This window comes from Citrobacter sp. S39, from assembly GCF_009495675.1.
GTDB lineage: Bacteria > Pseudomonadota > Gammaproteobacteria > Enterobacterales > Enterobacteriaceae > Citrobacter > Citrobacter freundii.
On sequence record NZ_CP045555.1, the window covers coordinates 1,402,644 to 1,423,772 of the forward strand.

Here is a 21,129-nt window from a genome sequence, read left to right on the forward strand (position 1 = left end):
TAGTGGCCCGTATAGCAGGCATTAACATTCCTGATCAGAAACATGCTGTGATCGCATTAACTTCGATCTACGGCGTCGGCAAGACCCGTTCTAAAGCCATTCTGGCTGCCGCGGGTATCGCTGAAGATGTTAAGATCAGTGAGCTGTCTGAAGAACAAATCGACACGCTGCGTGACGAAGTTGCCAAATTTGTCGTTGAAGGTGATCTGCGCCGTGAAGTTAGCATGAGCATCAAGCGCCTTATGGACCTTGGTTGCTATCGCGGTTTGCGTCATCGTCGTGGTCTCCCGGTTCGCGGTCAGCGTACCAAGACCAACGCACGTACCCGTAAGGGTCCGCGCAAACCGATCAAGAAATAATCGGGGTGATTGAATAATGGCAAAGGCACCAATTCGTGCACGTAAACGTGTAAGAAAACAAGTCTCTGACGGCGTGGCTCATATCCATGCTTCTTTTAACAACACCATCGTTACCATTACTGATCGTCAGGGTAACGCACTGGGTTGGGCAACAGCCGGTGGTTCCGGTTTCCGTGGTTCTCGCAAATCCACTCCGTTTGCAGCTCAGGTTGCAGCAGAGCGTTGCGCTGAAGCCGTAAAAGAATACGGTATCAAGAATCTGGAAGTTATGGTCAAAGGACCGGGTCCAGGTCGCGAATCTACTGTTCGTGCTCTGAACGCCGCTGGTTTCCGCATCACTAATATTACTGATGTGACTCCGATCCCTCATAACGGTTGTCGTCCGCCGAAAAAACGTCGCGTATAACGCTGTCGTTTCTAGGATTGTTGGAGAAAGAAAATGGCAAGATATTTGGGTCCTAAGCTCAAGCTGAGCCGTCGTGAGGGCACTGACTTATTCCTTAAGTCTGGCGTTCGCGCGATCGATACCAAGTGTAAAATTGAACAAGCTCCTGGCCAGCACGGTGCGCGTAAACCGCGTCTGTCTGACTATGGTGTGCAGTTGCGTGAAAAGCAAAAAGTTCGCCGTATCTACGGTGTGCTGGAGCGTCAGTTCCGTAACTACTACAAAGAAGCAGCACGTCTGAAAGGCAACACCGGTGAAAACCTGTTGGGTCTGCTGGAAGGTCGTCTGGACAACGTTGTATACCGTATGGGCTTCGGTGCCACTCGTGCAGAAGCACGTCAGCTGGTCAGCCATAAAGCAATTATGGTAAACGGTCGTGTTGTTAACATCGCTTCTTATCAGGTTAGTCCGAATGACGTTGTTAGCATTCGTGAGAAAGCGAAGAAGCAGTCTCGCGTGAAAGCCGCTCTGGAGCTGGCTGAGCAGCGTGAAAAGCCAACCTGGCTGGAAGTTGATGCTGGCAAGATGGAAGGTACGTTCAAGCGTAAGCCGGAGCGTTCTGATCTGTCTGCGGACATTAACGAACACCTGATCGTCGAGCTTTACTCCAAGTAAAGCTTAGTACCAAAGAGAGGACACAATGCAGGGTTCTGTGACAGAGTTTCTAAAACCGCGCCTGGTAGATATCGAGCAAGTGAGTTCGACGCACGCCAAGGTGACCCTTGAGCCTTTAGAGCGTGGCTTTGGCCATACTTTGGGTAACGCACTGCGCCGTATTCTGCTCTCATCGATGCCGGGTTGCGCGGTGACCGAGGTTGAGATTGATGGTGTACTACATGAGTACAGCACCAAAGAAGGCGTTCAGGAAGATATCCTGGAAATCCTGCTCAACCTGAAAGGGCTGGCGGTGAGAGTTCAGGGTAAAGATGATGTTATTCTTACCTTGAATAAATCTGGCATTGGCCCTGTGACTGCAGCCGACATTACCCATGATGGTGATGTCGAAATCGTCAAGCCACAGCACGTGATCTGCCACCTGACCGATGAGAATGCATCTATTAGCATGCGTATCAAAGTTCAGCGCGGTCGTGGTTATGTGCCGGCTTCTACCCGAATTCATTCGGAAGAAGATGAGCGCCCAATCGGCCGTCTGCTGGTCGACGCATGCTACAGCCCTGTAGAGCGTATTGCCTACAATGTTGAAGCAGCGCGTGTAGAACAGCGTACCGACCTGGACAAGCTGGTCATCGAAATGGAAACCAACGGCACAATCGATCCTGAAGAGGCGATTCGTCGTGCGGCTACCATTCTGGCTGAACAACTGGAAGCTTTCGTTGATTTACGTGATGTACGTCAGCCGGAAGTTAAAGAAGAGAAACCAGAATTCGATCCGATCCTGCTGCGCCCTGTTGACGATCTGGAATTGACTGTCCGCTCTGCTAACTGCCTCAAAGCAGAAGCTATCCACTATATCGGTGATCTGGTACAGCGTACTGAGGTTGAGCTTCTTAAGACGCCTAACCTTGGTAAAAAATCTCTTACCGAGATTAAAGACGTGCTGGCTTCCCGTGGACTGTCTCTGGGCATGCGCCTGGAAAACTGGCCACCGGCAAGCATCGCTGACGAGTAACCGGATCACAGGTTAAGGTTTTACTGAGAAGGATAAGGTCATGCGCCATCGTAAGAGTGGTCGTCAACTGAACCGCAACAGCAGCCATCGCCAGGCTATGTTCCGCAATATGGCAGGTTCACTGGTTCGTCATGAAATCATCAAGACGACTCTGCCGAAAGCGAAAGAGCTGCGTCGCGTAGTTGAGCCGCTGATTACTCTTGCCAAGACTGATAGCGTAGCTAATCGTCGTCTGGCATTCGCCCGTACTCGTGATAACGAGATCGTGGCAAAACTGTTTAACGAACTGGGCCCGCGTTTCGCGAGCCGCGCCGGTGGTTACACTCGCATTCTGAAGTGTGGTTTCCGTGCAGGCGACAACGCGCCGATGGCATACATCGAGCTGGTTGATCGTTCAGAGAAAACAGAAGCTGCTGCAGAGTAATCTGTAGTAACGTAAAAAAACCCGCCTCGGCGGGTTTTTTTATATCCGTCATATCCCCACTTATCTACAATATCTGTACTCTTTTTGTTCATCCCCTGGAGTGTTGTATGTGGTTACTGGACCAGTGGGCAGAGCGCCATATTATTGATGCACAATCTAAAGGTGAGTTTGATAATTTACCGGGAACGGGCGAACCGCTGACTCTTGACGATGACACCCATGTCCCGCCTGAACTCCGAGCTGGATACCGTTTATTAAAAAATGCAGGTTGCCTTCCTCCTGAGCTCGAGCAACGCAGAGAAGCAATACAGCTGCTTGAAATACTCGCGGGGATCCGCAAAGATGATCCAAGTTATCCGGAGGTGAGCCGAAGACTGTCGTTGCTGGAACTTAAACTTCGGCAGGCTGGACTCAGTACCGAGTTTTTGCGCGGTGACTACGCAGATAAGCTGCTAAAAAAGATCAACGATGAATAGCGGAGAGAGCATGTACCGAATTGGTGAAATAGCGAAACTGGCTGACGTGACGCCAGATACTATCCGCTACTATGAAAAGCAGCAGATGATGGAGCATGAAGTGCGTACTGAAGGCGGATTTCGCCTCTATACAGAAAGCGATCTTCAGCGCCTGAAGTTTATTCGTTATGCCCGCCAGCTTGGTTTCACTCTGGAGTCGATCCGCGAATTGCTTTCGATCCGTGTTGATCCCGAACACCATACCTGTCAGGAATCAAAAGGGATCGTCCAGGAAAGACTGCAAGAAGTCGAAGCACGTATTGCCGAACTTCAGACGATGCAGCGGTCTCTGCAGCGATTGAATGATGCATGCTGCGGCAAGGCACACAGCAGCGTGTACTGCTCTATTCTTGAAGCTCTTGAGCAAGGCGCCAGTGGAACAACATCAGGCTGTTGATTTCTTGAACTGCCGGGTCTACACTCGCGGCGTAAATTACTACAAACTGGAGATATTATGAGTCGTTATCAGCACACCAAAGGGCAGATAAAGGACAACGCCATTGAGGCGCTTCTGCATGACCCACTGTTCAGACAGCGCGTTGAGAAAAATAAGAAAGGGAAAGGAAGTTATCTACGTAAAGGCAAACATGGCAATCGGGGTAACTGGGAGGCCAGTGGCAAGAAAGTAATTAACTTTTTTACCACTGGCCTTCTTGTTTCAGTGAGTGTTTAAGAGCGGTTATTCTGTTCTTTCAGCAGGTCACGAATTTCACTCAGTAATACTTCTTCTTTCGATGGAGCTGGCGGTGCTGCTGGCTCCTCCGCTTTTTTACGGTTCAGTTTGTTGATCAGTTTGATTGCCATAAAGATAGCAAACGCAACAATAATGAAATCGAAGACATTCTGAATAAATACACCGTAATGCATGACCACGGCAGGGATGTCTCCCTGTGCATCACGTAGCGTTAAAGCAAACTGTTTAAAATCAATCCCACCAATTAACAACCCCAGTGGCGGCATGATGATATCGGCAACCAGTGATGAAACAATCTTACCGAATGCCGCACCAATAATGACACCCACTGCCAAATCGACAACATTCCCGCGCATCGCGAATTCGCGAAACTCTTTAATAATGCTCATTTTATTCTCCCTATGCAGCTGACGTTTATAAGTTTAACAAATGTTTAGGCAATTTCCATTTATGTATTGCCGAAAGGAAAATTTATTAGACCATGAAATATAAAGGGAAATAAAAAGGGCGCTGTATTAGCGCCCAAATTATTACAGGAAGAAAGGACTTGGCTGGAATAGTCTCTCGACGTCGGTAATAAACTTTTTATCTGTCAGGAACATAATTACGTGATCGCCCTGCTCAATGCGCAGGTTATCGTTGGCAATCATCACATCATTACCACGCACAACGGCGCCAATAATGGTTCCAGGGGGAAGTTTAATTTCATCAATTGAACGTCCCACAACCCGAGATGTTGTTTCATCCCCGTGTGCGACGGCTTCAATGGCTTCCGCGACGCCACGGCGTAGTGAAGAAACGCCGACAATGTCAGCTTTACGTACGTGACTGAGCAGCGCGGAGATGGTCGCCTGCTGCGGTGAAATAGCAATATCGATCACGCTACCTTGCACCAGATCGACGTATGCTCTGCGTTGAATTAACACCATCACTTTCTTGGCACCCATCCGTTTGGCAAGCATCGCCGACATGATATTCGCTTCATCATCGTTGGTCACTGCGATGAACAGATCTACCTGATCGATATGTTCTTCGGCCAGTAACTCTTGATCCGAAGCATCACCAAAAAAGACGATCGTATTTTGCAGTTTCTCTGCAAGTTCGGATGCTCGCTGTTGATTACGTTCGATCAGTTTGACGCTGTAATCTTTTTCCAGACGACGTGCAAGACCCGCTCCGATATTACCGCCGCCTACTAACATAATGCGTTTGTACGGTTTTTCCAGACGCTGCAGTTCACTCATTACGGCGCGAATATGCTGTGATGCCGCAATAAAGAAGACTTCATCACCCGCTTCAACGATCGTAGAACCTTGTGGACGGATTGGTCGGTCATGACGGAAAATCGCCGCAACGCGGGTATCGATGTGCGGCATATGTTCACGCATTGTTGACAGCGCATTACCGATAAGCGGCCCGCCGTAATAGGCTTTTACTACTGCCAGACTGACTTTACCTTCGGCAAAATTCACCACCTGTAATGCACCCGGATATTCAATCAGTCGATAAATGCTATCGATAACCAGTTGCTCCGGCGCAATCAGGTGATCGATAGGTACCGCATCGGATTGGAATAGCTTGTCCGCATCACGAACATAATCCGGTGAACGAATACGTGCGATGCGATTAGGCGTATTAAACAGTGAATAAGCTACCTGGCAGGCAACCATATTTGTTTCATCTGAGCTGGTTACGGCAACCAGCATATCGGCATCGTCGGCCCCAGCTTCACGCAGTACGCGAGGATGTGAACCGTGCCCTTGCACGACGCGGAGATCAAACTTGTCCTGCAGGCTGCGCAGACGTTCACCATTGGTATCGACTACCGTGATATCGTTGTTCTCTCCGACCAGGTTTTCAGCCAGCGTACCGCCAACTTGCCCTGCGCCCAGAATGATAATTTTCATCAGTCGCGACCCGTTATCTCATCACTTTTTGATTAGCTTAGCGTAAAAGAAGCCATCGCCATCTTCCGCACCCGGTAAATTCTGACGTCCGGGTTTTTCCGGCGTACCGGTTTCGCTTAATACCGCATCCGGCGTGCGTGCCAGGAAGGCGGTAATTTGCTGCTGGTTTTCTTCTGGCAGGATAGAGCACGTTGCATAAACCAGCGTGCCGCCAGGTTTAAGATGTAACCAGGTTGCATTCAGGATCTCGGCCTGCAACTGCGCAAGTTCGGCAATATCCCGGTCGCGGCGCAGCCATTTGATGTCTGGATGGCGACGAATAACGCCGGTGGCAGAACACGGAGCATCCAGCAAAATACGGTCAAACTGTTGCTCGCCACACCATTGTTGCGGATATCGACCATCACCCTGTTTTACGGTTGCCTTCATGCCCAGACGTTTCAGATTGTCGTAAACGCGCGATAAGCGTTTTTCATCCACATCGACGGCCATGACGTTAGCTTGCGGAGCAACTTCCAGAATGTGCGTCGTTTTACCGCCCGGCGCGCAGCATAGGTCGAGAATCTGCTCCCCATCTTTCGGCAGCAGGTATTTAACGCACCCCTGAGCAGAAGCATCCTGAACGGTGACCCAACCTTCGTCAAAACCAGGGAGGGCGTGAACTGGGGCCGGTGTTTCCAGACGCACTGCATCCGGGTAGTCTGGATGCGGGAAACCGGTTAATCCCGCTGCGGTAAGCAGGTCTATCCAGGCGTCGCGAGTATGGTGATTACGATTGACGCGTAGCCACATCGGAGGTCGCTGGTTATTGGCTTCAAGAATAGCTTCCCACTGCTGCGGATACGCACTTTTAATACGTTTCACCAGCCAGGAGGGGTGTAAGAAGCGCAAATCGCTTTGCGCAAACTCGGCCAGCAGTTCATCCTGACGGCGTTGAAACTGGCGCAACACGCCGTTGATCAGCCCTTTCAGTTGCGGACGCTTAATGACAACCGCGCCTTCGACTGTCTCAGCCAGCGCGGCGTGTGCTGGAATACGAGTATGCAGAAGTTGGTAGAAGCCCACCATGATCAGGTAGTGTACGGTGCGCTGTTTGCCCGTCATTGGACGTTCCATGAGTTGCTGGATCATCCATTCCAGTTGAGAGAGTGTACGCAATACGCCGAAGCAAAGTTCCTGCAACAGCGCTTTGTCTTTATCAGCAACTTTTTGCTGCATGGCGGGCAGCACGTTGCTTAATGACTGTCCTTTTTCGACAACCTGTTCGATGGCCTGGGCCGCCATACTGCGTAAATTAAGATGTTTTTTCATAAGCGCAAAAATAAAAATGCCCGGAAACACCGGGCTTAAAGAGATGAACCGTCAGACCAGACGGTTACCGGGTACAAACCATTCCCGGCGTGAATTAAGCAGATCCTGCGCACTCATGGCTTTTTTACCGGCAGGCTGCAAAGAGACGAGATTCAGGATGCCGTCGCCCGTTGCGACCTGAATACCCTGCTTTGTTGCCTCCAGAATGGTGCCTGGCGCAGCCTGGGTGTTCTCCGCAATAACCGAAGCTTGCCAGACTTTCACTGGTTGACCGTCGATTTCAAGCCAGCTCATTGGCCATGGGTTAAAGGCGCGGATGCAGCGTTCCAATTGAACAGCCGAAAGCGACCAGTCGATACGGGCCTCTTCTTTGCTGAGTTTTTCTGCATGCGTAACCAGTGATTCATCTTGTACCACCGGGTTTATTGTGCCGGCAGCCAGTTGTTTTAGCGTTTCAATCAGCCCCTGCGGCCCCAAATCTGCCAGCTTATCGTATAACGAACCGCTGGTATCTTCCGCCGTAATCGGGCAAGACAGCTTAAGCAGCATATCTCCGGTGTCGAGGCCAACATCCATCTGCATGATGGTTACACCTGTTTCGGTGTCACCTGCCCACAGTGAGCGCTGGATCGGTGCTGCACCACGCCAGCGTGGAAGCAGGGAGCCGTGAACGTTGATACAACCCAGACGCGGCATTTCCAGTACGGTTTTTGGCAGAATCAGGCCATATGCCACCACCACCATCACGTCTGCGCGTAAATCAGCAACCAGTTGCTGGTTTTCCTGAGGGCGAAGAGAGACAGGTTGGAAAACCGGTATCCCTTTTTCTTCCGCCAGCACTTTGACCGGGCTGGGCATCAGCTTTTTACCGCGTCCCGCCGGGCGGTCCGGTTGGGTAAACACGCCAACGACGTTGTGTCCAGAAGACAACAGCGCGTCGAGATGACGCGCTGCAAAGTCAGGTGTACCCGCAAAAATAATACGTAGTGAGTCTGACACGTTGATTCTTGTCCTTAAGCTCGGGCGTTCAGGCGGTCGAGTTTTTCAACTTTCTGACGAATGCGTTGTTGCTTCAACGGAGACAGATAATCGATAAACAGTTTACCGACCAGGTGATCCATTTCATGTTGAATGCAGATAGCCAGCAGGCCATCGGCTTCCAGTTCAAAAGATTTGCCGTTGCGATCGAGCGCACGAATTTTTACTTTCTCTGCGCGTGGTACTAACGCACGCTGTTCAGGAATCGACAGGCAGCCTTCTTCAATACCGGTTTCGCCGTCTTTTTCCAGCAGCTCTGGGTTAATGAGAACCAACTGCTCGTCGCGGTTTTCAGAGACATCAATAACGATGATGCGCTGATGAATATCGACCTGTGTTGCTGCCAGACCGATACCTTCTTCGGCATACATCGTTTCGAACATATCATCAACGATGCGCTGAATTTCTGCATTCACTTCTTCGACCGGTTTTGCGACTTTGCGAAGGCGCTCGTCCGGAATATGTAACACTTGCAAAACTGACATAGTTATCCAGAGTTGTGTTCAGGAGTTGAAAAGATTATTACCACTATTCTAGACAAAACCCCCTCTGATTGACAGCATCAGTGACCAATCGCAAAGATTGCCAGGACTGCTTGTGGCAGGGGGACAAGGATGACCCAAATCGAAATTTGGCTACGTTTAGCGCAAGTGAATGAACTGTATGGTGATGAGATGGTGCGCATTGCCCACTGGCTCAATACTCAACCGTCGATTAGCAACGCGGTACTCCTGCAGGCAGGATTCTCTCCACGCCAGGCAAGGCGCTTTTTAACCTTTTCGGATCTGACGCTGGAAAAAACGCTGCGCTGGCTTGAACAGCCTAACCACCATTTTGTGGTTGCAGACAGTGAGCATTATCCGCGACAGCTCCGTGCGATTGAGGATTATCCTGGGGTGCTTTTTGTCGCAGGAAATCCCGCATGTCTTCGCTCGTTCCAGGTGGCCGTTGTTGGCAGCAGACAGCACTCCTGGTATGGCGAACGCTGGGGGCGATTGTTTTGTGAAAAGCTTGCAGCATGTGGTGTGACGATCACCAGCGGTCTGGCCCGGGGAATTGATGGCGTGGCACACAGTGCTGCGATAAACCGACAAGGCACAAGTATTGCGGTGCTGGGAAATGGACTTGAGACCATTCACCCACGACAGCATATCCGTCTTGCTCAGCGACTGATTGAGGCAGGTGGTGCACTGGTGTCTGAGTTCCCATTAGATACGCTCCCTTTGCCACGCAATTTCCCCCGACGAAATCGCATTATCAGTGGTCTAAGTAAAGGTGTACTGGTCGTCGAAGCTGCACAGCGTAGCGGGTCACTGGTTACTGCTCGCTGTGCACTGGAGCAAGGGCGGGAGGTGTTTGCTTTGCCGGGGCCGATTGGGAGCCCGGGAAGTGAAGGTCCGCATTGGCTAATTCAGCAGGGAGCCATGCTTGTGACGACACCAGAGGAAATTCTTGAAAATTTGCAATATGGGCTGCAATGGTTGCAAGATGAACCTGAAAAATCAATTTATTCGCCAGATCACGAAGAGGTGGCATTGCCATTTCCGGAGCTCCTGGCTAACGTAGGAGATGAGGTAACACCTGTTGACGTCGTCGCTGAACGTGCCGGCCAACCTGTGCCAGAGGTAGTGGCTCAACTGCTCGAACTGGAGTTAGCAGGGTGGATCGCAGCTGTACCCGGCGGCTATGTCCGATTGAGGAGGGCATGCCATGTTCGACGTACTAATGTATTTGTTTGAGACATATATCCATAACGAAGCTGAGCTGCGTGTGGATCAGGACAAACTGGAACGGGATCTTACCGACGCTGGTTTTGATCGTGAAGACATTTACAACGCGTTACTTTGGCTGGAAAAGCTTGCTGACTATCAGGATGGCCTTGCTGAACCTATGCAACTGGCATCTGACCCTCTTTCTATACGTATTTATACTGCGGAAGAGTGCGATCGGCTGGATGCAAGCTGTAGAGGATTCCTGCTATTCTTGGAGCAGATTCAGGTGCTAAACCTCGAAACGCGAGAAATGGTCATTGAGCGTGTACTCGCGCTGGATACGGCAGAGTTCGATCTGGAAGATCTTAAGTGGGTAATCCTGATGGTGCTATTCAACATTCCAGGTTGTGAAAATGCCTATCAGCAAATGGAAGAATTACTCTTTGAAGTGAATGAAGGTATGCTGCACTAATCAATCTTCATTCAGTATGAGTTGTTATGGCTAAATCAGCACTGTTCACGGTGCGTAAAAATGAGCCCTGCCCACAATGCGGGGCTGAATTGGTTATTCGTTCCGGGAAACACGGTCCGTTTCTCGGTTGTTCACACTATCCAGAATGCGATTACATCCGTCCGCTGAAATCTCCCGCGGACGGACATATTGTCAAAGTTCTGGAGGGTAAGCTTTGTCCTGCATGTGGCGCTGAGCTGGTGCTGAGACAGGGACGATTCGGTATGTTCATTGGATGCAGTGACTATCCTGCGTGCGATCACACCGAGCTCATCGACAAGCCTGATGAAACAGCAATAGTCTGTCCTCAATGCCAGACTGGTCATCTTGTCCAGCGGCGTTCCCGTTATGGCAAAACATTCTACTCCTGCGATCGCTATCCGGAGTGCCAGTTTGTCATTAACTTCAAACCGTTATCCGGAGAATGTCCTGAGTGTCATTATCCGCTTCTCATCGAAAAGAAAACCGCACAGGGTGTGAAGCATTTCTGTGCCAGTAAACAATGTGGAAAGCCGATTTCGGCGGAATAAAAAAGTGAATAATAACCTGCCCACAGACGCTATCGCTGCGGCGATAGCGGTTCTGAAACAAGAAAAAGTCATCGCCTATCCAACTGAAGCTGTTTTCGGTGTCGGTTGCGATCCCGACAGCGAAACGGCTGTTACCCGTCTGTTAGAGTTAAAACAACGCCCAGTTGATAAAGGTTTAATTTTGATTGCGGCAAGCTTTGACCAGCTTAAACCCTATATCGACGATAGCATGCTCACCGAGGCCCAACGTGAGGCTGTGTTCGCCCGCTGGCCTGGGCCTGTTACTTTCGTTTTCCCGGCGCCCGCGACTACGCCTCGTTGGTTGACCGGTCGTTTTGACTCGCTGGCCGTGCGTGTCACCGATCATCCGCTGGTGGTTGCATTGTGCCAGGCTTATGGCAAACCATTAGTCTCTACCAGTGCTAATCTGAGTGGCTTACCGCCTTGCAGAACGGTTGAGGAAGTCCGTGCGCAGTTTGGTACAGACTTTCCTGTGGTTGAGGGGGAGACCGGGGGCCGTTTGAATCCTTCAGAGATCCGTGATGCTCTGACGGGTGAACAGTTTCGACAGGGGTAATATGAAAGAAGCCTATGCTGTTTTTGGTAATCCGATAGCGCACAGTAAATCGCCCTTTATTCACCAGCAATTTGCAGAGCAGTTGAAGATTGATCATTCCTATGGGCGTGTACTGGCACCCATCAATGATTTTGTGAATACGCTGAACGCTTTTTTTGCTGAGGGCGGGAAGGGGGCAAATGTCACTGTGCCTTTTAAAGAAGAGGCGTTTGCACGTGCTGATGAACTAACGGAGCGGGCATCGCTTGCTGGAGCGGTCAACACCTTTAAACGGCTGGAGGATGGGCGTTTACTGGGAGACAACACGGATGGTATCGGCTTATTAAGCGATCTTGAGCGTTTATCTTTCATTCATCCCGGATCGCGAGTTCTGCTGATTGGTGCGGGTGGTGCATCCCGTGGAGTTTTATTACCTCTTCTTTCCATGGATTGTGCGGTGACTATTGTTAACCGTACCGCTTCTCGCGCTGAAGAACTGGCACAAATTTTCTCCCACACCGGCAGCGTGCAGGCGATGGGAATGGACGATCTTGATAATTGCAGTTTTGATTTGATCATCAATGCCACATCCAGCGGAATGAGCGGTGAGATACCAGCTATTCCAGCATCTCTTATCCACCCTTCGGTCTATTGTTATGACATGTTTTATCAGAAAGGGAACACACTGTTTCTTTCCTGGTGTGTTTCGCATGGGGCGAAACATTATGCCGATGGCCTGGGGATGCTGGTGGGGCAGGCTGCGCATGCAGTTTTACTTTGGCATGGCGTTTTGCCACAGGTGGAGCCTGTCATAAAAAGCATGCAACAGGAATTGTCGGCATGAATCAGGCGATCCAGTTTCCCGATCGGGAAGAATGGCGCACGGATGTTAACGCCGTTGTGTTTCCGGCGATGGTTCATGGTATGCAGTTAACATGTGCCATATCTGGAGAGATTATGGCTTCCCGCTTTGGCGGCGACACGCCTGAGCAGTGGTTGGAAATATTTCAACAGCATCGCTGGGATCTGGAAGAAGAAGCTGAAGCATTGATCCAGGCCCAGCAGGAAGATGCTCAAGGTTGGGTGTGGTTACTCTGACTTAAATACTCGTCTTTCCACTTAACATAGTTGTTAGCTGAATATTGTAAGCCTGCTTTCTCTTCATCGCTTAATGGACGGATTTGCTTAACCGGGCTTCCCAGGTACAGATATCCGCTTTCCAGGCGTTTGTTTTGTGGAACCAGGCTACCAGCCCCAATCATAACGTCGTCTTCTACGACTACGCCATCCAGCAGAATCGATCCCATGCCGACTAATACACGGTTGCCAATGATACAGCCGTGTAGCATGACTTTATGACCAACCGTAACGTCCTCACCCACGATCAGTGGATTACCTTGCGGATTAGACGTGGATTTATGCGTGACATGGAGAACGCTGCCGTCCTGGATGTTTGTACGGGCACCAATTTGTACATAGTTAACGTCGCCACGAATGGCAACCAGTGGCCAAATTCCGACATCATCAGCTAAACGAGCATCACCAATGACGACACTACTGGTGTCGATCATCACGCGATTTCCGATCTGTGGGAAAAGATCCTTATAAGGACGCAGTACATCAGACATGTTTACCTCAACGAAAATAGAGCAGTAATGAAGACTTTGGTTGGATTATTGAGACTGTGCAAGTGGTTTAGCTATCAAAAATCAGTCAAATTGCGCAGGAATGTAGCGAAAGGAGTGAAAAACAAGCATTCAGAAAAAAAGATCCAAAAAATACTTGTGCTAAAAAATGGGATCCCTATAATGCGCCTCCATCGACACGGCGGATGTGAATCACTTCACGCAAACAGCCGGTTCGGTTGAAGAGAAAAACCTGAAAAAGAGGGTTGACTCTGAAAGAGGAAAGCGTAATATACGCCACCTCGCGACAGAACGCTAAAGCGCGTCGCAACTGCTCTTTAACAATTTATCAGACAATCTGTGTGGGCACTCGAAGATACGGATTCTTAACGTCGCAAGACGAAAAATGAATACCAAGTCTCTGAGTGAACATACGTAATTCATTACGAAGTTTAATTCACGAGCATCAAACTTAAATTGAAGAGTTTGATCATGGCTCAGATTGAACGCTGGCGGCAGGCCTAACACATGCAAGTCGAACGGTAGCACAGAGGAGCTTGCTCCTTGGGTGACGAGTGGCGGACGGGTGAGTAATGTCTGGGAAACTGCCCGATGGAGGGGGATAACTACTGGAAACGGTAGCTAATACCGCATAACGTCGCAAGACCAAAGAGGGGGACCTTCGGGCCTCTTGCCATCGGATGTGCCCAGATGGGATTAGCTAGTAGGTGGGGTAACGGCTCACCTAGGCGACGATCCCTAGCTGGTCTGAGAGGATGACCAGCCACACTGGAACTGAGACACGGTCCAGACTCCTACGGGAGGCAGCAGTGGGGAATATTGCACAATGGGCGCAAGCCTGATGCAGCCATGCCGCGTGTATGAAGAAGGCCTTCGGGTTGTAAAGTACTTTCAGCGAGGAGGAAGGCGTTGTGGTTAATAACCGCAGCGATTGACGTTACTCGCAGAAGAAGCACCGGCTAACTCCGTGCCAGCAGCCGCGGTAATACGGAGGGTGCAAGCGTTAATCGGAATTACTGGGCGTAAAGCGCACGCAGGCGGTCTGTCAAGTCGGATGTGAAATCCCCGGGCTCAACCTGGGAACTGCATCCGAAACTGGCAGGCTAGAGTCTTGTAGAGGGGGGTAGAATTCCAGGTGTAGCGGTGAAATGCGTAGAGATCTGGAGGAATACCGGTGGCGAAGGCGGCCCCCTGGACAAAGACTGACGCTCAGGTGCGAAAGCGTGGGGAGCAAACAGGATTAGATACCCTGGTAGTCCACGCCGTAAACGATGTCGACTTGGAGGTTGTGCCCTTGAGGCGTGGCTTCCGGAGCTAACGCGTTAAGTCGACCGCCTGGGGAGTACGGCCGCAAGGTTAAAACTCAAATGAATTGACGGGGGCCCGCACAAGCGGTGGAGCATGTGGTTTAATTCGATGCAACGCGAAGAACCTTACCTACTCTTGACATCCAGAGAACTTAGCAGAGATGCTTTGGTGCCTTCGGGAACTCTGAGACAGGTGCTGCATGGCTGTCGTCAGCTCGTGTTGTGAAATGTTGGGTTAAGTCCCGCAACGAGCGCAACCCTTATCCTTTGTTGCCAGCGGTTAGGCCGGGAACTCAAAGGAGACTGCCAGTGATAAACTGGAGGAAGGTGGGGATGACGTCAAGTCATCATGGCCCTTACGAGTAGGGCTACACACGTGCTACAATGGCATATACAAAGAGAAGCGACCTCGCGAGAGCAAGCGGACCTCATAAAGTATGTCGTAGTCCGGATTGGAGTCTGCAACTCGACTCCATGAAGTCGGAATCGCTAGTAATCGTGGATCAGAATGCCACGGTGAATACGTTCCCGGGCCTTGTACACACCGCCCGTCACACCATGGGAGTGGGTTGCAAAAGAAGTAGGTAGCTTAACCTTCGGGAGGGCGCTTACCACTTTGTGATTCATGACTGGGGTGAAGTCGTAACAAGGTAACCGTAGGGGAACCTGCGGTTGGATCACCTCCTTACCTTAAAGAAACGTTCTTTGTAGTGCTCACACAGATTGTCTGATGAAAATTAGCAGTAAGAAAATCTCTGCAGGCTTGTAGCTCAGGTGGTTAGAGCGCACCCCTGATAAGGGTGAGGTCGGTGGTTCAAGTCCACTCAGGCCTACCAAATTCGCATCCGTGCTGTGTTACGGCGATGCTCGCATACTTCAGTATGCTTCGCACCACCGCGCCTTGCCCGGAAACGAATTAGGGTACAGAGATTAGCATTTACGATGGGGTTATAGCTCAGCTGGGAGAGCGCCTGCCTTGCACGCAGGAGGTCTGCGGTTCGATCCCGCATAGCTCCACCATCTTTACTGCAAAAACACAAGAAAACTTCAGAGTGTACCTGAAAAGGTTCACTGCGAAGTTTTGCTCTTTAAAAATCTGGATCAAGCTGAAAATTGAAACGACACACTGTTTCATTTCTCCGTAATAAGAAATGAAAAGCGGTGTGTTCGAGTCTCTCAAATTTTCGCAACACGATGGTGTTTTACGAAACATCTTCGGGTTGTGAGGTTAAGCGACTAAGCGTACACGGTGGATGCCCTGGCAGTCAGAGGCGATGAAGGACGTGCTAATCTGCGATAAGCGTCGGTAAGGTGATATGAACCGTTATAACCGGCGATTTCCGAATGGGGAAACCCAGTGTGTTTCGACACACTATCATTACGTGAATACATAGCGTAATGAAGCGAACCGGGGGAACTGAAACATCTAAGTACCCCGAGGAAAAGAAATCAACCGAGATTCCCCCAGTAGCGGCGAGCGAACGGGGAGCAGCCCAGAGTCTGAATCAGCTTGTGTGTTAGTGGAACGGTCTGGAAAGTCCGACGGTACAGGGTGATAGTCCCGTACACCAAAATGCACAGGTTGTGAACTCGAAGAGTAGGGCGGGACACGTGGTATCCTGTCTGAATATGGGGGGACCATCCTCCAAGGCTAAATACTCCTGACTGACCGATAGTGAACCAGTACCGTGAGGGAAAGGCGAAAAGAACCCCGGCGAGGGGAGTGAAAAAGAACCTGAAACCGTGTACGTACAAGCAGTGGGAGCCTCTTTATGGGGTGACTGCGTACCTTTTGTATAATGGGTCAGCGACTTATATTCTGTAGCAAGGTTAACCGTATAGGGGAGCCGAAGGGAAACCGAGTCTTAACTGGGCGTTAAGTTGCAGGGTATAGACCCGAAACCCGGTGATCTAGCCATGGGCAGGTTGAAGGTTGGGTAACACTAACTGGAGGACCGAACCGACTAATGTTGAAAAATTAGCGGATGACTTGTGGCTGGGGGTGAAAGGCCAATCAAACCGGGAGATAGCTGGTTCTCCCCGAAAGCTATTTAGGTAGCGCCTCGTGAACTCATCTTCGGGGGTAGAGCACTGTTTCGGCTAGGGGGTCATCCCGACTTACCAACCCGATGCAAACTGCGAATACCGAAGAATGTTATCACGGGAGACACACGGCGGGTGCTAACGTCCGTCGTGAAGAGGGAAACAACCCAGACCGCCAGCTAAGGTCCCAAAGTCATGGTTAAGTGGGAAACGATGTGGGAAGGCACAGACAGCCAGGATGTTGGCTTAGAAGCAGCCATCATTTAAAGAAAGCGTAATAGCTCACTGGTCGAGTCGGCCTGCGCGGAAGATGTAACGGGGCTAAACCATGCACCGAAGCTGCGGCAGCGACACTATGTGTTGTTGGGTAGGGGAGCGTTCTGTAAGCCGTTGAAGGTGTATCGTGAGGTATGCTGGAGGTATCAGAAGTGCGAATGCTGACATAAGTAACGATAATGCGGGTGAAAAACCCGCACGCCGGAAGACCAAGGGTTCCTGTCCAACGTTAATCGGGGCAGGGTGAGTCGACCCCTAAGGCGAGGCCGAAAGGCGTAGTCGATGGGAAACAGGTTAATATTCCTGTACTTGGTGTTACTGCGAAGGGGGGACGGAGAAGGCTATGTTAGCCGGGCGACGGTTGTCCCGGTTTAAGCATGTAGGCGGAGGTTCCAGGTAAATCCGGTACCTTTTTAACGCTGAGGTGTGATGACGAGGCACTACGGTGCTGAAGTAACAAATGCCCTGCTTCCAGGAAAAGCCTCTAAGCATCAGGTAACACGAAATCGTACCCCAAACCGACACAGGTGGTCAGGTAGAGAATACCAAGGCGCTTGAGAGAACTCGGGTGAAGGAACTAGGCAAAATGGTGCCGTAACTTCGGGAGAAGGCACGCTGATATGTAGGTGAAGTGATTTACTCATGGAGCTGAAATCAGTCGAAGATACCAGCTGGCTGCAACTGTTTATTAAAAACACAGCACTGTGCAAACACGAAAGTGGACGTATACGGTGTGACGCCTGCCCGGTGCCGGAAGGTTAATTGATGGGGTTATCCGTAAGGAGAAGCTCTTGATCGAAGCCCCGGTAAACGGCGGCCGTAACTATAACGGTCCTAAGGTAGCGAAATTCCTTGTCGGGTAAGTTCCGACCTGCACGAATGGCGTAATGATGGCCAGGCTGTCTCCACCCGAGACTCAGTGAAATTGAACTCGCTGTGAAGATGCAGTGTACCCGCGGCAAGACGGAAAGACCCCGTGAACCTTTACTATAGCTTGACACTGAACACTGGTCCTTGATGTGTAGGATAGGTGGGAGGCTTTGAAGTGTGGACGCCAGTCTGCATGGAGCCATCCTTGAAATACCACCCTTTAATGGCTGGTGTTCTAACGTGGACCCGTAATCCGGGTTGCGGACAGTGTCTGGTGGGTAGTTTGACTGGGGCGGTCTCCTCCTAAAGAGTAACGGAGGAGCACGAAGGTTAGCTAATCCTGGTCGGACATCAGGAGGTTAGTGCAAAGGCATAAGCTAGCTTGACTGCGAGAGTGACGGCTCGAGCAGGTGCGAAAGCAGGTCTTAGTGATCCGGTGGTTCTGAATGGAAGGGCCATCGCTCAACGGATAAAAGGTACTCCGGGGATAACAGGCTGATACCGCCCAAGAGTTCATATCGACGGCGGTGTTTGGCACCTCGATGTCGGCTCATCACATCCTGGGGCTGAAGTAGGTCCCAAGGGTATGGCTGTTCGCCATTTAAAGTGGTACGCGAGCTGGGTTTAGAACGTCGTGAGACAGTTCGGTCCCTATCTGCCGTGGGCGCTGGAGAATTGAGGGGGGCTGCTCCTAGTACGAGAGGACCGGAGTGGACGCATCACTGGTGTTCGGGTTGTCATGCCAATGGCATTGCCCGGTAGCTAAATGCGGAAGAGATAAGTGCTGAAAGCATCTAAGCACGAAACTTGCCCCGAGATGAGTTCTCCCTGAGACTTTAAGTCTCCTGAAGGAACGTTAAAGACGATGACGTTGATAGGTCGGGTGTGTAAGCGTAGCGATACGTTGAGCTAACCGATACTAATGAACCGTGAGGCTTAACCTTACAACGCCGAAGATGTTTTGGCGAAGAGACGACATTCAGCTTGATACAGATAAGATTAACCGGCGAAAAGCGGGTTAATAACAGAATTTGCCTGGCGGCTGTAGCGCGGTGGTCCCACCTGACCCCATGCCGAACTCAGAAGTGAAACGCCGTAGCGCCGATGGTAGTGTGGGGTCTCCCCATGCGAGAGTAGGGAACTGCCAGGCATCAAATTTAGTGTGCTGATATGGCTCAGTTGGTAGAGCGCACCCTTGGTAAGGGTGAGGTCCCCAGTTCGACTCTGGGTATCAGCACCAGTTTTTCGGTTAAAGTTCGGCACTTAGAAAAGAATTTGTCTGGCGGCTGTAGCGCGGTGGTCCCACCTGACCCCATGCCGAACTCAGAAGTGAAACGCCGTAGCGCCGATGGTAGTGTGGGGTCTCCCCATGCGAGAGTAGGGAACTGCCAGACATCAAATAAAAGCGAAAGGCCATCCGAAAGGATGGCCTTTTTGCGTTTATACGCGGAAATAAGCCGGAACTGTATCCGGCATATGGCTTTAATGAATAACCTGCGATAAAAACGCACGAGTGCGTTCAGATTTGGGGTGAGCAAAAAACTCATCCGGTGGTGCCTGTTCCACAATCTCGCCAAGATCCATAAAGATCACCCGGTCAGCTACTGTGCGGGCAAAGCCCATTTCATGGGTTACACATAGCATGGTCATGCCCGATTGTGCCAGACCTATCATGGTATCCAGCACTTCTTTTACCATTTCAGGATCCAACGCTGATGTGGGTTCATCAAATAACATGATTTTGGGTTTCATACACAGCGAGCGTGCAATGGCCACGCGCTGTTGTTGTCCACCAGAGATTTGCCCGGGATATTTATGCGCATGTTCGGCAATGCGGACCCGCTCGAGGTAGTGCATTGCCAGTACTTCAGCCTCTTTTTTCGGCATCTTTTGCACCCAGATAGGCGCCAGTGTGCAGTTTTGCAGGACAGTTAAATGAGGAAAGAGATTAAAGTGCTGAAAGACCATACCAACTTCTTGTCGGACGCGCTCAATATTGCGGATGTCTTCATTGAGTTCAATCCCATCCACCACAATGCGTCCTTGCTGATGCTCTTCCAGATGGTTAATACAGCGGATAGTTGTCGATTTACCCGAACCGGAAGGCCCGCATAATACGATGCGCTCTCCCTGTTTTACCTTCAGGTTGATGTTTTTCAAGACGTGAAACTGTCCGTACCATTTGTTGACGTTTTCCAGCGTAATCATCGCGTCGGTAGACGGCATTAATAATTGGCTCATAAATTCCTCAGTGCGGTGTACGCCCGGTGTTAAAACGTTTTTCCAGATGTTGGCTGTAACGCGACATACTGAAACAGAAGATCCAGTAAATCAGTGCAGCGAAAACATATCCTTCTGTCGACATACCCAGCCACGCAGGGTCCACAGTTGCCTGCTGCACGCTACTGAAGAGATCAAACAGACCGATGATAATGACCAGACTGGTATCCTTGAACAGGGCGATAATCGTGTTAACCAGGCCAGGGATAACCAGTTTGAGGGCTTGCGGAAGAATGACCAGCCCCTGAGTTTTCCAGTATCCTAACGCCAGTGATTCAGCGGCTTCATACTGACCTTTTGGTAGGGCTTGTAACCCTCCGCGAACCACTTCTGCGACATAGGCCGACTGGAAAAGAATAACGCCAACCAGGGCCCGAATAAGCTTGTCGATACTGGTTCCTTCGGACATAAACAGAGGAAGCATGACCGAGGACATAAACAGAACGGTAATCAACGGCACACCGCGCCAGAACTCAATGAAAATGACGGATAAAACCCGCACGACTGGCATATGGGAACGACGTCCCAGCGCCAGTAAAATGCCCCATGGAAGCGCGCCTGCAATCCCCACGGATGCGATAATTAGCGTCAGTGTTAATCCACCCCACTGCCGGGTTTCTACGCGCTCCAGCCCGAAAAAACCCCCGTACATCAGCCACCAAACCACCACTGGATAAACGACGGCCCAGACGGCGATATAGCGGCCACGATGCGGGATTGTTTTCAAGAACATGGGAACGATAGACAGCAAACCAATTATCAGGGCCAGATTTACGCGCCAGCGCTGATCGTGGGGATAAAGTCCATACATGAATTGCCCGAAGCGTTCATGAATGAACACCCAGCAGGCTCCGGCTTTGGTGCAGTCTGCTCGGGTTGAACCGACCCAGTTGGCCTGAAAGAATACCCAGTTCAACAGTGGCGGAAGAAATGACCAAATCAGCCATATGCATAGTAGGGTGAGCAGGCTATTTGACCAACTGGAGAACAGGTTTTTACGCACCCAGAGTAGGCTGCGGCTTGCCGGATTACTGCGCTGGCGTGAGGGGTGAGACAGCAGGGCTTTTGTCATCAT

General features: G+C 50.6%; 22 protein-coding genes, 3 tRNA genes and 4 rRNA genes. 21 read left to right on the plus strand and 8 right to left on the minus strand.

What is annotated here, in order from left to right:
• Positions 1 to 2: 2 nt before the first annotated feature.
• From rpsM to arfA, 8 genes are all read left to right on the plus strand, one after another.
• Positions 3 to 359 (plus strand): 30S ribosomal protein S13, encoded by a 357-nt coding sequence (rpsM, locus tag GFB57_RS06605; protein WP_003031135.1) that lies wholly within the window; start codon positions 3 to 5, stop codon positions 357 to 359.
• Positions 360 to 375: 16 nt separating this feature from the next.
• The gene (gene rpsK, locus GFB57_RS06610) at positions 376 to 765 is read left to right on the plus strand and encodes a 30S ribosomal protein S11 (RefSeq protein WP_003031137.1); all 390 of its coding nucleotides are present in this window, start codon (positions 376 to 378) and stop codon (positions 763 to 765) included.
• Between the two features lie 33 nt (positions 766 to 798).
• Entirely contained in the window at positions 799 to 1,419 is a 621-nt protein-coding gene (rpsD, locus tag GFB57_RS06615; RefSeq protein ID WP_003031138.1) for a 30S ribosomal protein S4, read from the plus strand.
• 25 nt (positions 1,420 to 1,444) lie between these two features.
• Positions 1,445 to 2,434 (plus strand): DNA-directed RNA polymerase subunit alpha, encoded by a 990-nt coding sequence (gene rpoA / locus GFB57_RS06620; protein ID WP_003031139.1) that lies wholly within the window; start codon positions 1,445 to 1,447, stop codon positions 2,432 to 2,434.
• Between the two features lie 40 nt (positions 2,435 to 2,474).
• Positions 2,475 to 2,858 carry a 50S ribosomal protein L17 gene (gene rplQ, locus GFB57_RS06625; protein ID WP_001216370.1) on the plus strand — a complete coding sequence of 128 codons (384 nt, stop codon included), beginning with the start codon at positions 2,475 to 2,477 and terminating at the stop codon, positions 2,856 to 2,858.
• 107 nt (positions 2,859 to 2,965) lie between these two features.
• Positions 2,966 to 3,334: a DUF1992 domain-containing protein gene (locus GFB57_RS06630; protein WP_003031143.1), complete on the plus strand. Its 369-nt coding sequence runs from the start codon at positions 2,966 to 2,968 to the stop codon at positions 3,332 to 3,334.
• A 10-nt stretch (positions 3,335 to 3,344) separates the two neighbouring features.
• Positions 3,345 to 3,770 carry a Zn(2+)-responsive transcriptional regulator gene (gene zntR / locus GFB57_RS06635; protein WP_003031145.1) on the plus strand — a complete coding sequence of 142 codons (426 nt, stop codon included), beginning with the start codon at positions 3,345 to 3,347 and terminating at the stop codon, positions 3,768 to 3,770.
• A gap of 57 nt (positions 3,771 to 3,827) precedes the next feature.
• A complete protein-coding gene (gene arfA, locus GFB57_RS06640) occupies positions 3,828 to 4,046 on the plus strand; it encodes an alternative ribosome-rescue factor ArfA (RefSeq protein ID WP_003031148.1) in 219 nt (72 codons plus the stop codon).
• Here arfA and mscL read toward each other — a convergent pair.
• From mscL to def, 5 genes are all read right to left on the minus strand, one after another.
• Positions 4,043 to 4,456, minus strand: a complete 414-nt coding sequence (mscL, locus tag GFB57_RS06645) for a large-conductance mechanosensitive channel protein MscL (protein WP_003031152.1) — start codon at positions 4,454 to 4,456, stop codon at positions 4,043 to 4,045. The two genes, arfA and mscL, sit on opposite strands and share 4 nt — an antisense overlap.
• Before the next feature lie 141 nt (positions 4,457 to 4,597).
• A complete protein-coding gene (gene trkA, locus GFB57_RS06650; RefSeq protein ID WP_003031153.1) occupies positions 4,598 to 5,974 on the minus strand; it encodes a Trk system potassium transporter TrkA in 1,377 nt (458 codons plus the stop codon).
• A gap of 21 nt (positions 5,975 to 5,995) precedes the next feature.
• Positions 5,996 to 7,285 (minus strand): 16S rRNA (cytosine(967)-C(5))-methyltransferase RsmB, encoded by a 1,290-nt coding sequence (rsmB, locus tag GFB57_RS06655; RefSeq protein ID WP_003031155.1) that lies wholly within the window; start codon positions 7,283 to 7,285, stop codon positions 5,996 to 5,998.
• 51 nt (positions 7,286 to 7,336) lie between these two features.
• The gene (gene fmt, locus GFB57_RS06660) at positions 7,337 to 8,284 is read right to left on the minus strand and encodes a methionyl-tRNA formyltransferase (RefSeq protein ID WP_003031157.1); all 948 of its coding nucleotides are present in this window, start codon (positions 8,282 to 8,284) and stop codon (positions 7,337 to 7,339) included.
• A 14-nt stretch (positions 8,285 to 8,298) separates the two neighbouring features.
• Positions 8,299 to 8,808 (minus strand): peptide deformylase, encoded by a 510-nt coding sequence (gene def, locus GFB57_RS06665; protein WP_003031159.1) that lies wholly within the window; start codon positions 8,806 to 8,808, stop codon positions 8,299 to 8,301.
• Between the two features lie 129 nt (positions 8,809 to 8,937).
• On the opposite strand from def, the gene dprA reads away from it, so the two are divergent.
• The 6 genes from dprA to GFB57_RS06695 are packed head-to-tail and all read left to right on the plus strand — an operon-like array spanning position 8,938 to position 12,730.
• On the plus strand, positions 8,938 to 10,062 hold the full coding sequence (gene dprA, locus GFB57_RS06670; protein ID WP_003031161.1) for a DNA-protecting protein DprA: 1,125 nt from the start codon (positions 8,938 to 8,940) through the stop codon (positions 10,060 to 10,062).
• Entirely contained in the window at positions 10,034 to 10,507 is a 474-nt protein-coding gene (gene smg, locus GFB57_RS06675) for a DUF494 family protein Smg (RefSeq protein WP_003031162.1), read from the plus strand. The genes dprA and smg overlap by 29 nt, the downstream gene beginning before the upstream one ends.
• A 26-nt stretch (positions 10,508 to 10,533) precedes the next feature.
• The gene (locus tag GFB57_RS06680) at positions 10,534 to 11,076 is read left to right on the plus strand and encodes a type I DNA topoisomerase (RefSeq protein WP_008324985.1); all 543 of its coding nucleotides are present in this window, start codon (positions 10,534 to 10,536) and stop codon (positions 11,074 to 11,076) included.
• A gap of 4 nt (positions 11,077 to 11,080) precedes the next feature.
• Positions 11,081 to 11,653 carry an L-threonylcarbamoyladenylate synthase type 1 TsaC gene (tsaC, locus tag GFB57_RS06685; protein ID WP_003031166.1) on the plus strand — a complete coding sequence of 191 codons (573 nt, stop codon included), beginning with the start codon at positions 11,081 to 11,083 and terminating at the stop codon, positions 11,651 to 11,653.
• 1 nt (position 11,654) lies between these two features.
• Positions 11,655 to 12,476: a shikimate dehydrogenase gene (aroE, locus tag GFB57_RS06690; RefSeq protein ID WP_290366946.1), complete on the plus strand. Its 822-nt coding sequence runs from the start codon at positions 11,655 to 11,657 to the stop codon at positions 12,474 to 12,476.
• A complete protein-coding gene (locus GFB57_RS06695) occupies positions 12,473 to 12,730 on the plus strand; it encodes a DUF1488 domain-containing protein (protein WP_003031169.1) in 258 nt (85 codons plus the stop codon). Before aroE ends, GFB57_RS06695 begins: the two co-directional genes overlap by 4 nt.
• On the opposite strand, the gene GFB57_RS06700 is transcribed toward GFB57_RS06695, so the two are convergent.
• Positions 12,706 to 13,260, minus strand: coding sequence for a gamma carbonic anhydrase family protein (locus GFB57_RS06700; protein ID WP_003031171.1), 555 nt, complete (start codon positions 13,258 to 13,260; stop codon positions 12,706 to 12,708). The genes GFB57_RS06695 and GFB57_RS06700 overlap by 25 nt on opposite strands.
• A 471-nt stretch (positions 13,261 to 13,731) precedes the next feature.
• Between GFB57_RS06700 and GFB57_RS06705 the strand changes: the two genes are divergently transcribed.
• From GFB57_RS06705 to rrf (GFB57_RS06735), 7 genes are all read left to right on the plus strand, one after another.
• Positions 13,732 to 15,273: ribosomal RNA gene (locus tag GFB57_RS06705) — 16S ribosomal RNA — on the plus strand.
• 71 nt (positions 15,274 to 15,344) lie between these two features.
• Positions 15,345 to 15,421 (plus strand) — tRNA-Ile (locus tag GFB57_RS06710).
• A 108-nt stretch (positions 15,422 to 15,529) separates the two neighbouring features.
• Positions 15,530 to 15,605 (plus strand) — tRNA-Ala (locus tag GFB57_RS06715).
• A 206-nt stretch (positions 15,606 to 15,811) separates the two neighbouring features.
• Positions 15,812 to 18,718: ribosomal RNA gene (locus tag GFB57_RS06720) — 23S ribosomal RNA — on the plus strand.
• A 90-nt stretch (positions 18,719 to 18,808) separates the two neighbouring features.
• Positions 18,809 to 18,924, plus strand: a 5S ribosomal RNA gene (gene rrf, locus GFB57_RS06725).
• A gap of 14 nt (positions 18,925 to 18,938) precedes the next feature.
• Positions 18,939 to 19,014 (plus strand) — tRNA-Thr (locus tag GFB57_RS06730).
• 38 nt (positions 19,015 to 19,052) lie between these two features.
• Positions 19,053 to 19,168, plus strand: a 5S ribosomal RNA gene (gene rrf / locus GFB57_RS06735).
• The 16S, 23S and 5S rRNA genes sit together here with 3 tRNA genes alongside, the layout of an rRNA operon.
• Before the next feature lie 88 nt (positions 19,169 to 19,256).
• Here the strand turns inward: rrf (GFB57_RS06735) and GFB57_RS06740 are convergent.
• Both GFB57_RS06740 and GFB57_RS06745 read right to left on the minus strand, forming a co-directional pair.
• Positions 19,257 to 20,015 carry an amino acid ABC transporter ATP-binding protein gene (locus GFB57_RS06740; protein ID WP_003025300.1) on the minus strand — a complete coding sequence of 253 codons (759 nt, stop codon included), beginning with the start codon at positions 20,013 to 20,015 and terminating at the stop codon, positions 19,257 to 19,259.
• Positions 20,016 to 20,022: 7 nt separating this feature from the next.
• Positions 20,023 to 21,126, minus strand: a complete 1,104-nt coding sequence (locus tag GFB57_RS06745) for an amino acid ABC transporter permease (protein WP_003025299.1) — start codon at positions 21,124 to 21,126, stop codon at positions 20,023 to 20,025.
• Positions 21,127 to 21,129: the final 3 nt, after the last annotated feature.

Bases quoted from the DNA above. Each gene is read 5' to 3' on its own strand.
- smg (WP_003031162.1), top strand. From the start codon at position 10,034: ATGTTCGACGTACTAATGTATTTGTTTGAGACATATATCCATAACGAA.
- GFB57_RS06680 (WP_008324985.1), top strand. From the start codon at position 10,534: ATGGCTAAATCAGCACTGTTCACGGTGCGTAAAAATGAGCCCTGCCCA.
- mscL (WP_003031152.1), bottom strand. From the start codon at position 4,456: ATGAGCATTATTAAAGAGTTTCGCGAATTCGCGATGCGCGGGAATGTT.
- zntR (WP_003031145.1), top strand. From the start codon at position 3,345: ATGTACCGAATTGGTGAAATAGCGAAACTGGCTGACGTGACGCCAGAT.
- rsmB (WP_003031155.1), bottom strand. From the start codon at position 7,285: ATGAAAAAACATCTTAATTTACGCAGTATGGCGGCCCAGGCCATCGAA.
- rpoA (WP_003031139.1), top strand. From the start codon at position 1,445: ATGCAGGGTTCTGTGACAGAGTTTCTAAAACCGCGCCTGGTAGATATC.
- GFB57_RS06630 (WP_003031143.1), top strand. From the start codon at position 2,966: ATGTGGTTACTGGACCAGTGGGCAGAGCGCCATATTATTGATGCACAA.
- GFB57_RS06700 (WP_003031171.1), bottom strand. From the start codon at position 13,260: ATGTCTGATGTACTGCGTCCTTATAAGGATCTTTTCCCACAGATCGGA.
- GFB57_RS06695 (WP_003031169.1), top strand. From the start codon at position 12,473: ATGAATCAGGCGATCCAGTTTCCCGATCGGGAAGAATGGCGCACGGAT.
- rpsD (WP_003031138.1), top strand. From the start codon at position 799: ATGGCAAGATATTTGGGTCCTAAGCTCAAGCTGAGCCGTCGTGAGGGC.
- rplQ (WP_001216370.1), top strand. From the start codon at position 2,475: ATGCGCCATCGTAAGAGTGGTCGTCAACTGAACCGCAACAGCAGCCAT.
- rpsK (WP_003031137.1), top strand. From the start codon at position 376: ATGGCAAAGGCACCAATTCGTGCACGTAAACGTGTAAGAAAACAAGTC.
- def (WP_003031159.1), bottom strand. From the start codon at position 8,808: ATGTCAGTTTTGCAAGTGTTACATATTCCGGACGAGCGCCTTCGCAAA.
- dprA (WP_003031161.1), top strand. From the start codon at position 8,938: ATGACCCAAATCGAAATTTGGCTACGTTTAGCGCAAGTGAATGAACTG.
- arfA (WP_003031148.1), top strand. From the start codon at position 3,828: ATGAGTCGTTATCAGCACACCAAAGGGCAGATAAAGGACAACGCCATT.
- aroE (WP_290366946.1), top strand. From the start codon at position 11,655: ATGAAAGAAGCCTATGCTGTTTTTGGTAATCCGATAGCGCACAGTAAA.
- GFB57_RS06740 (WP_003025300.1), bottom strand. From the start codon at position 20,015: ATGAGCCAATTATTAATGCCGTCTACCGACGCGATGATTACGCTGGAA.
- GFB57_RS06745 (WP_003025299.1), bottom strand. From the start codon at position 21,126: ATGACAAAAGCCCTGCTGTCTCACCCCTCACGCCAGCGCAGTAATCCG.
- trkA (WP_003031153.1), bottom strand. From the start codon at position 5,974: ATGAAAATTATCATTCTGGGCGCAGGGCAAGTTGGCGGTACGCTGGCT.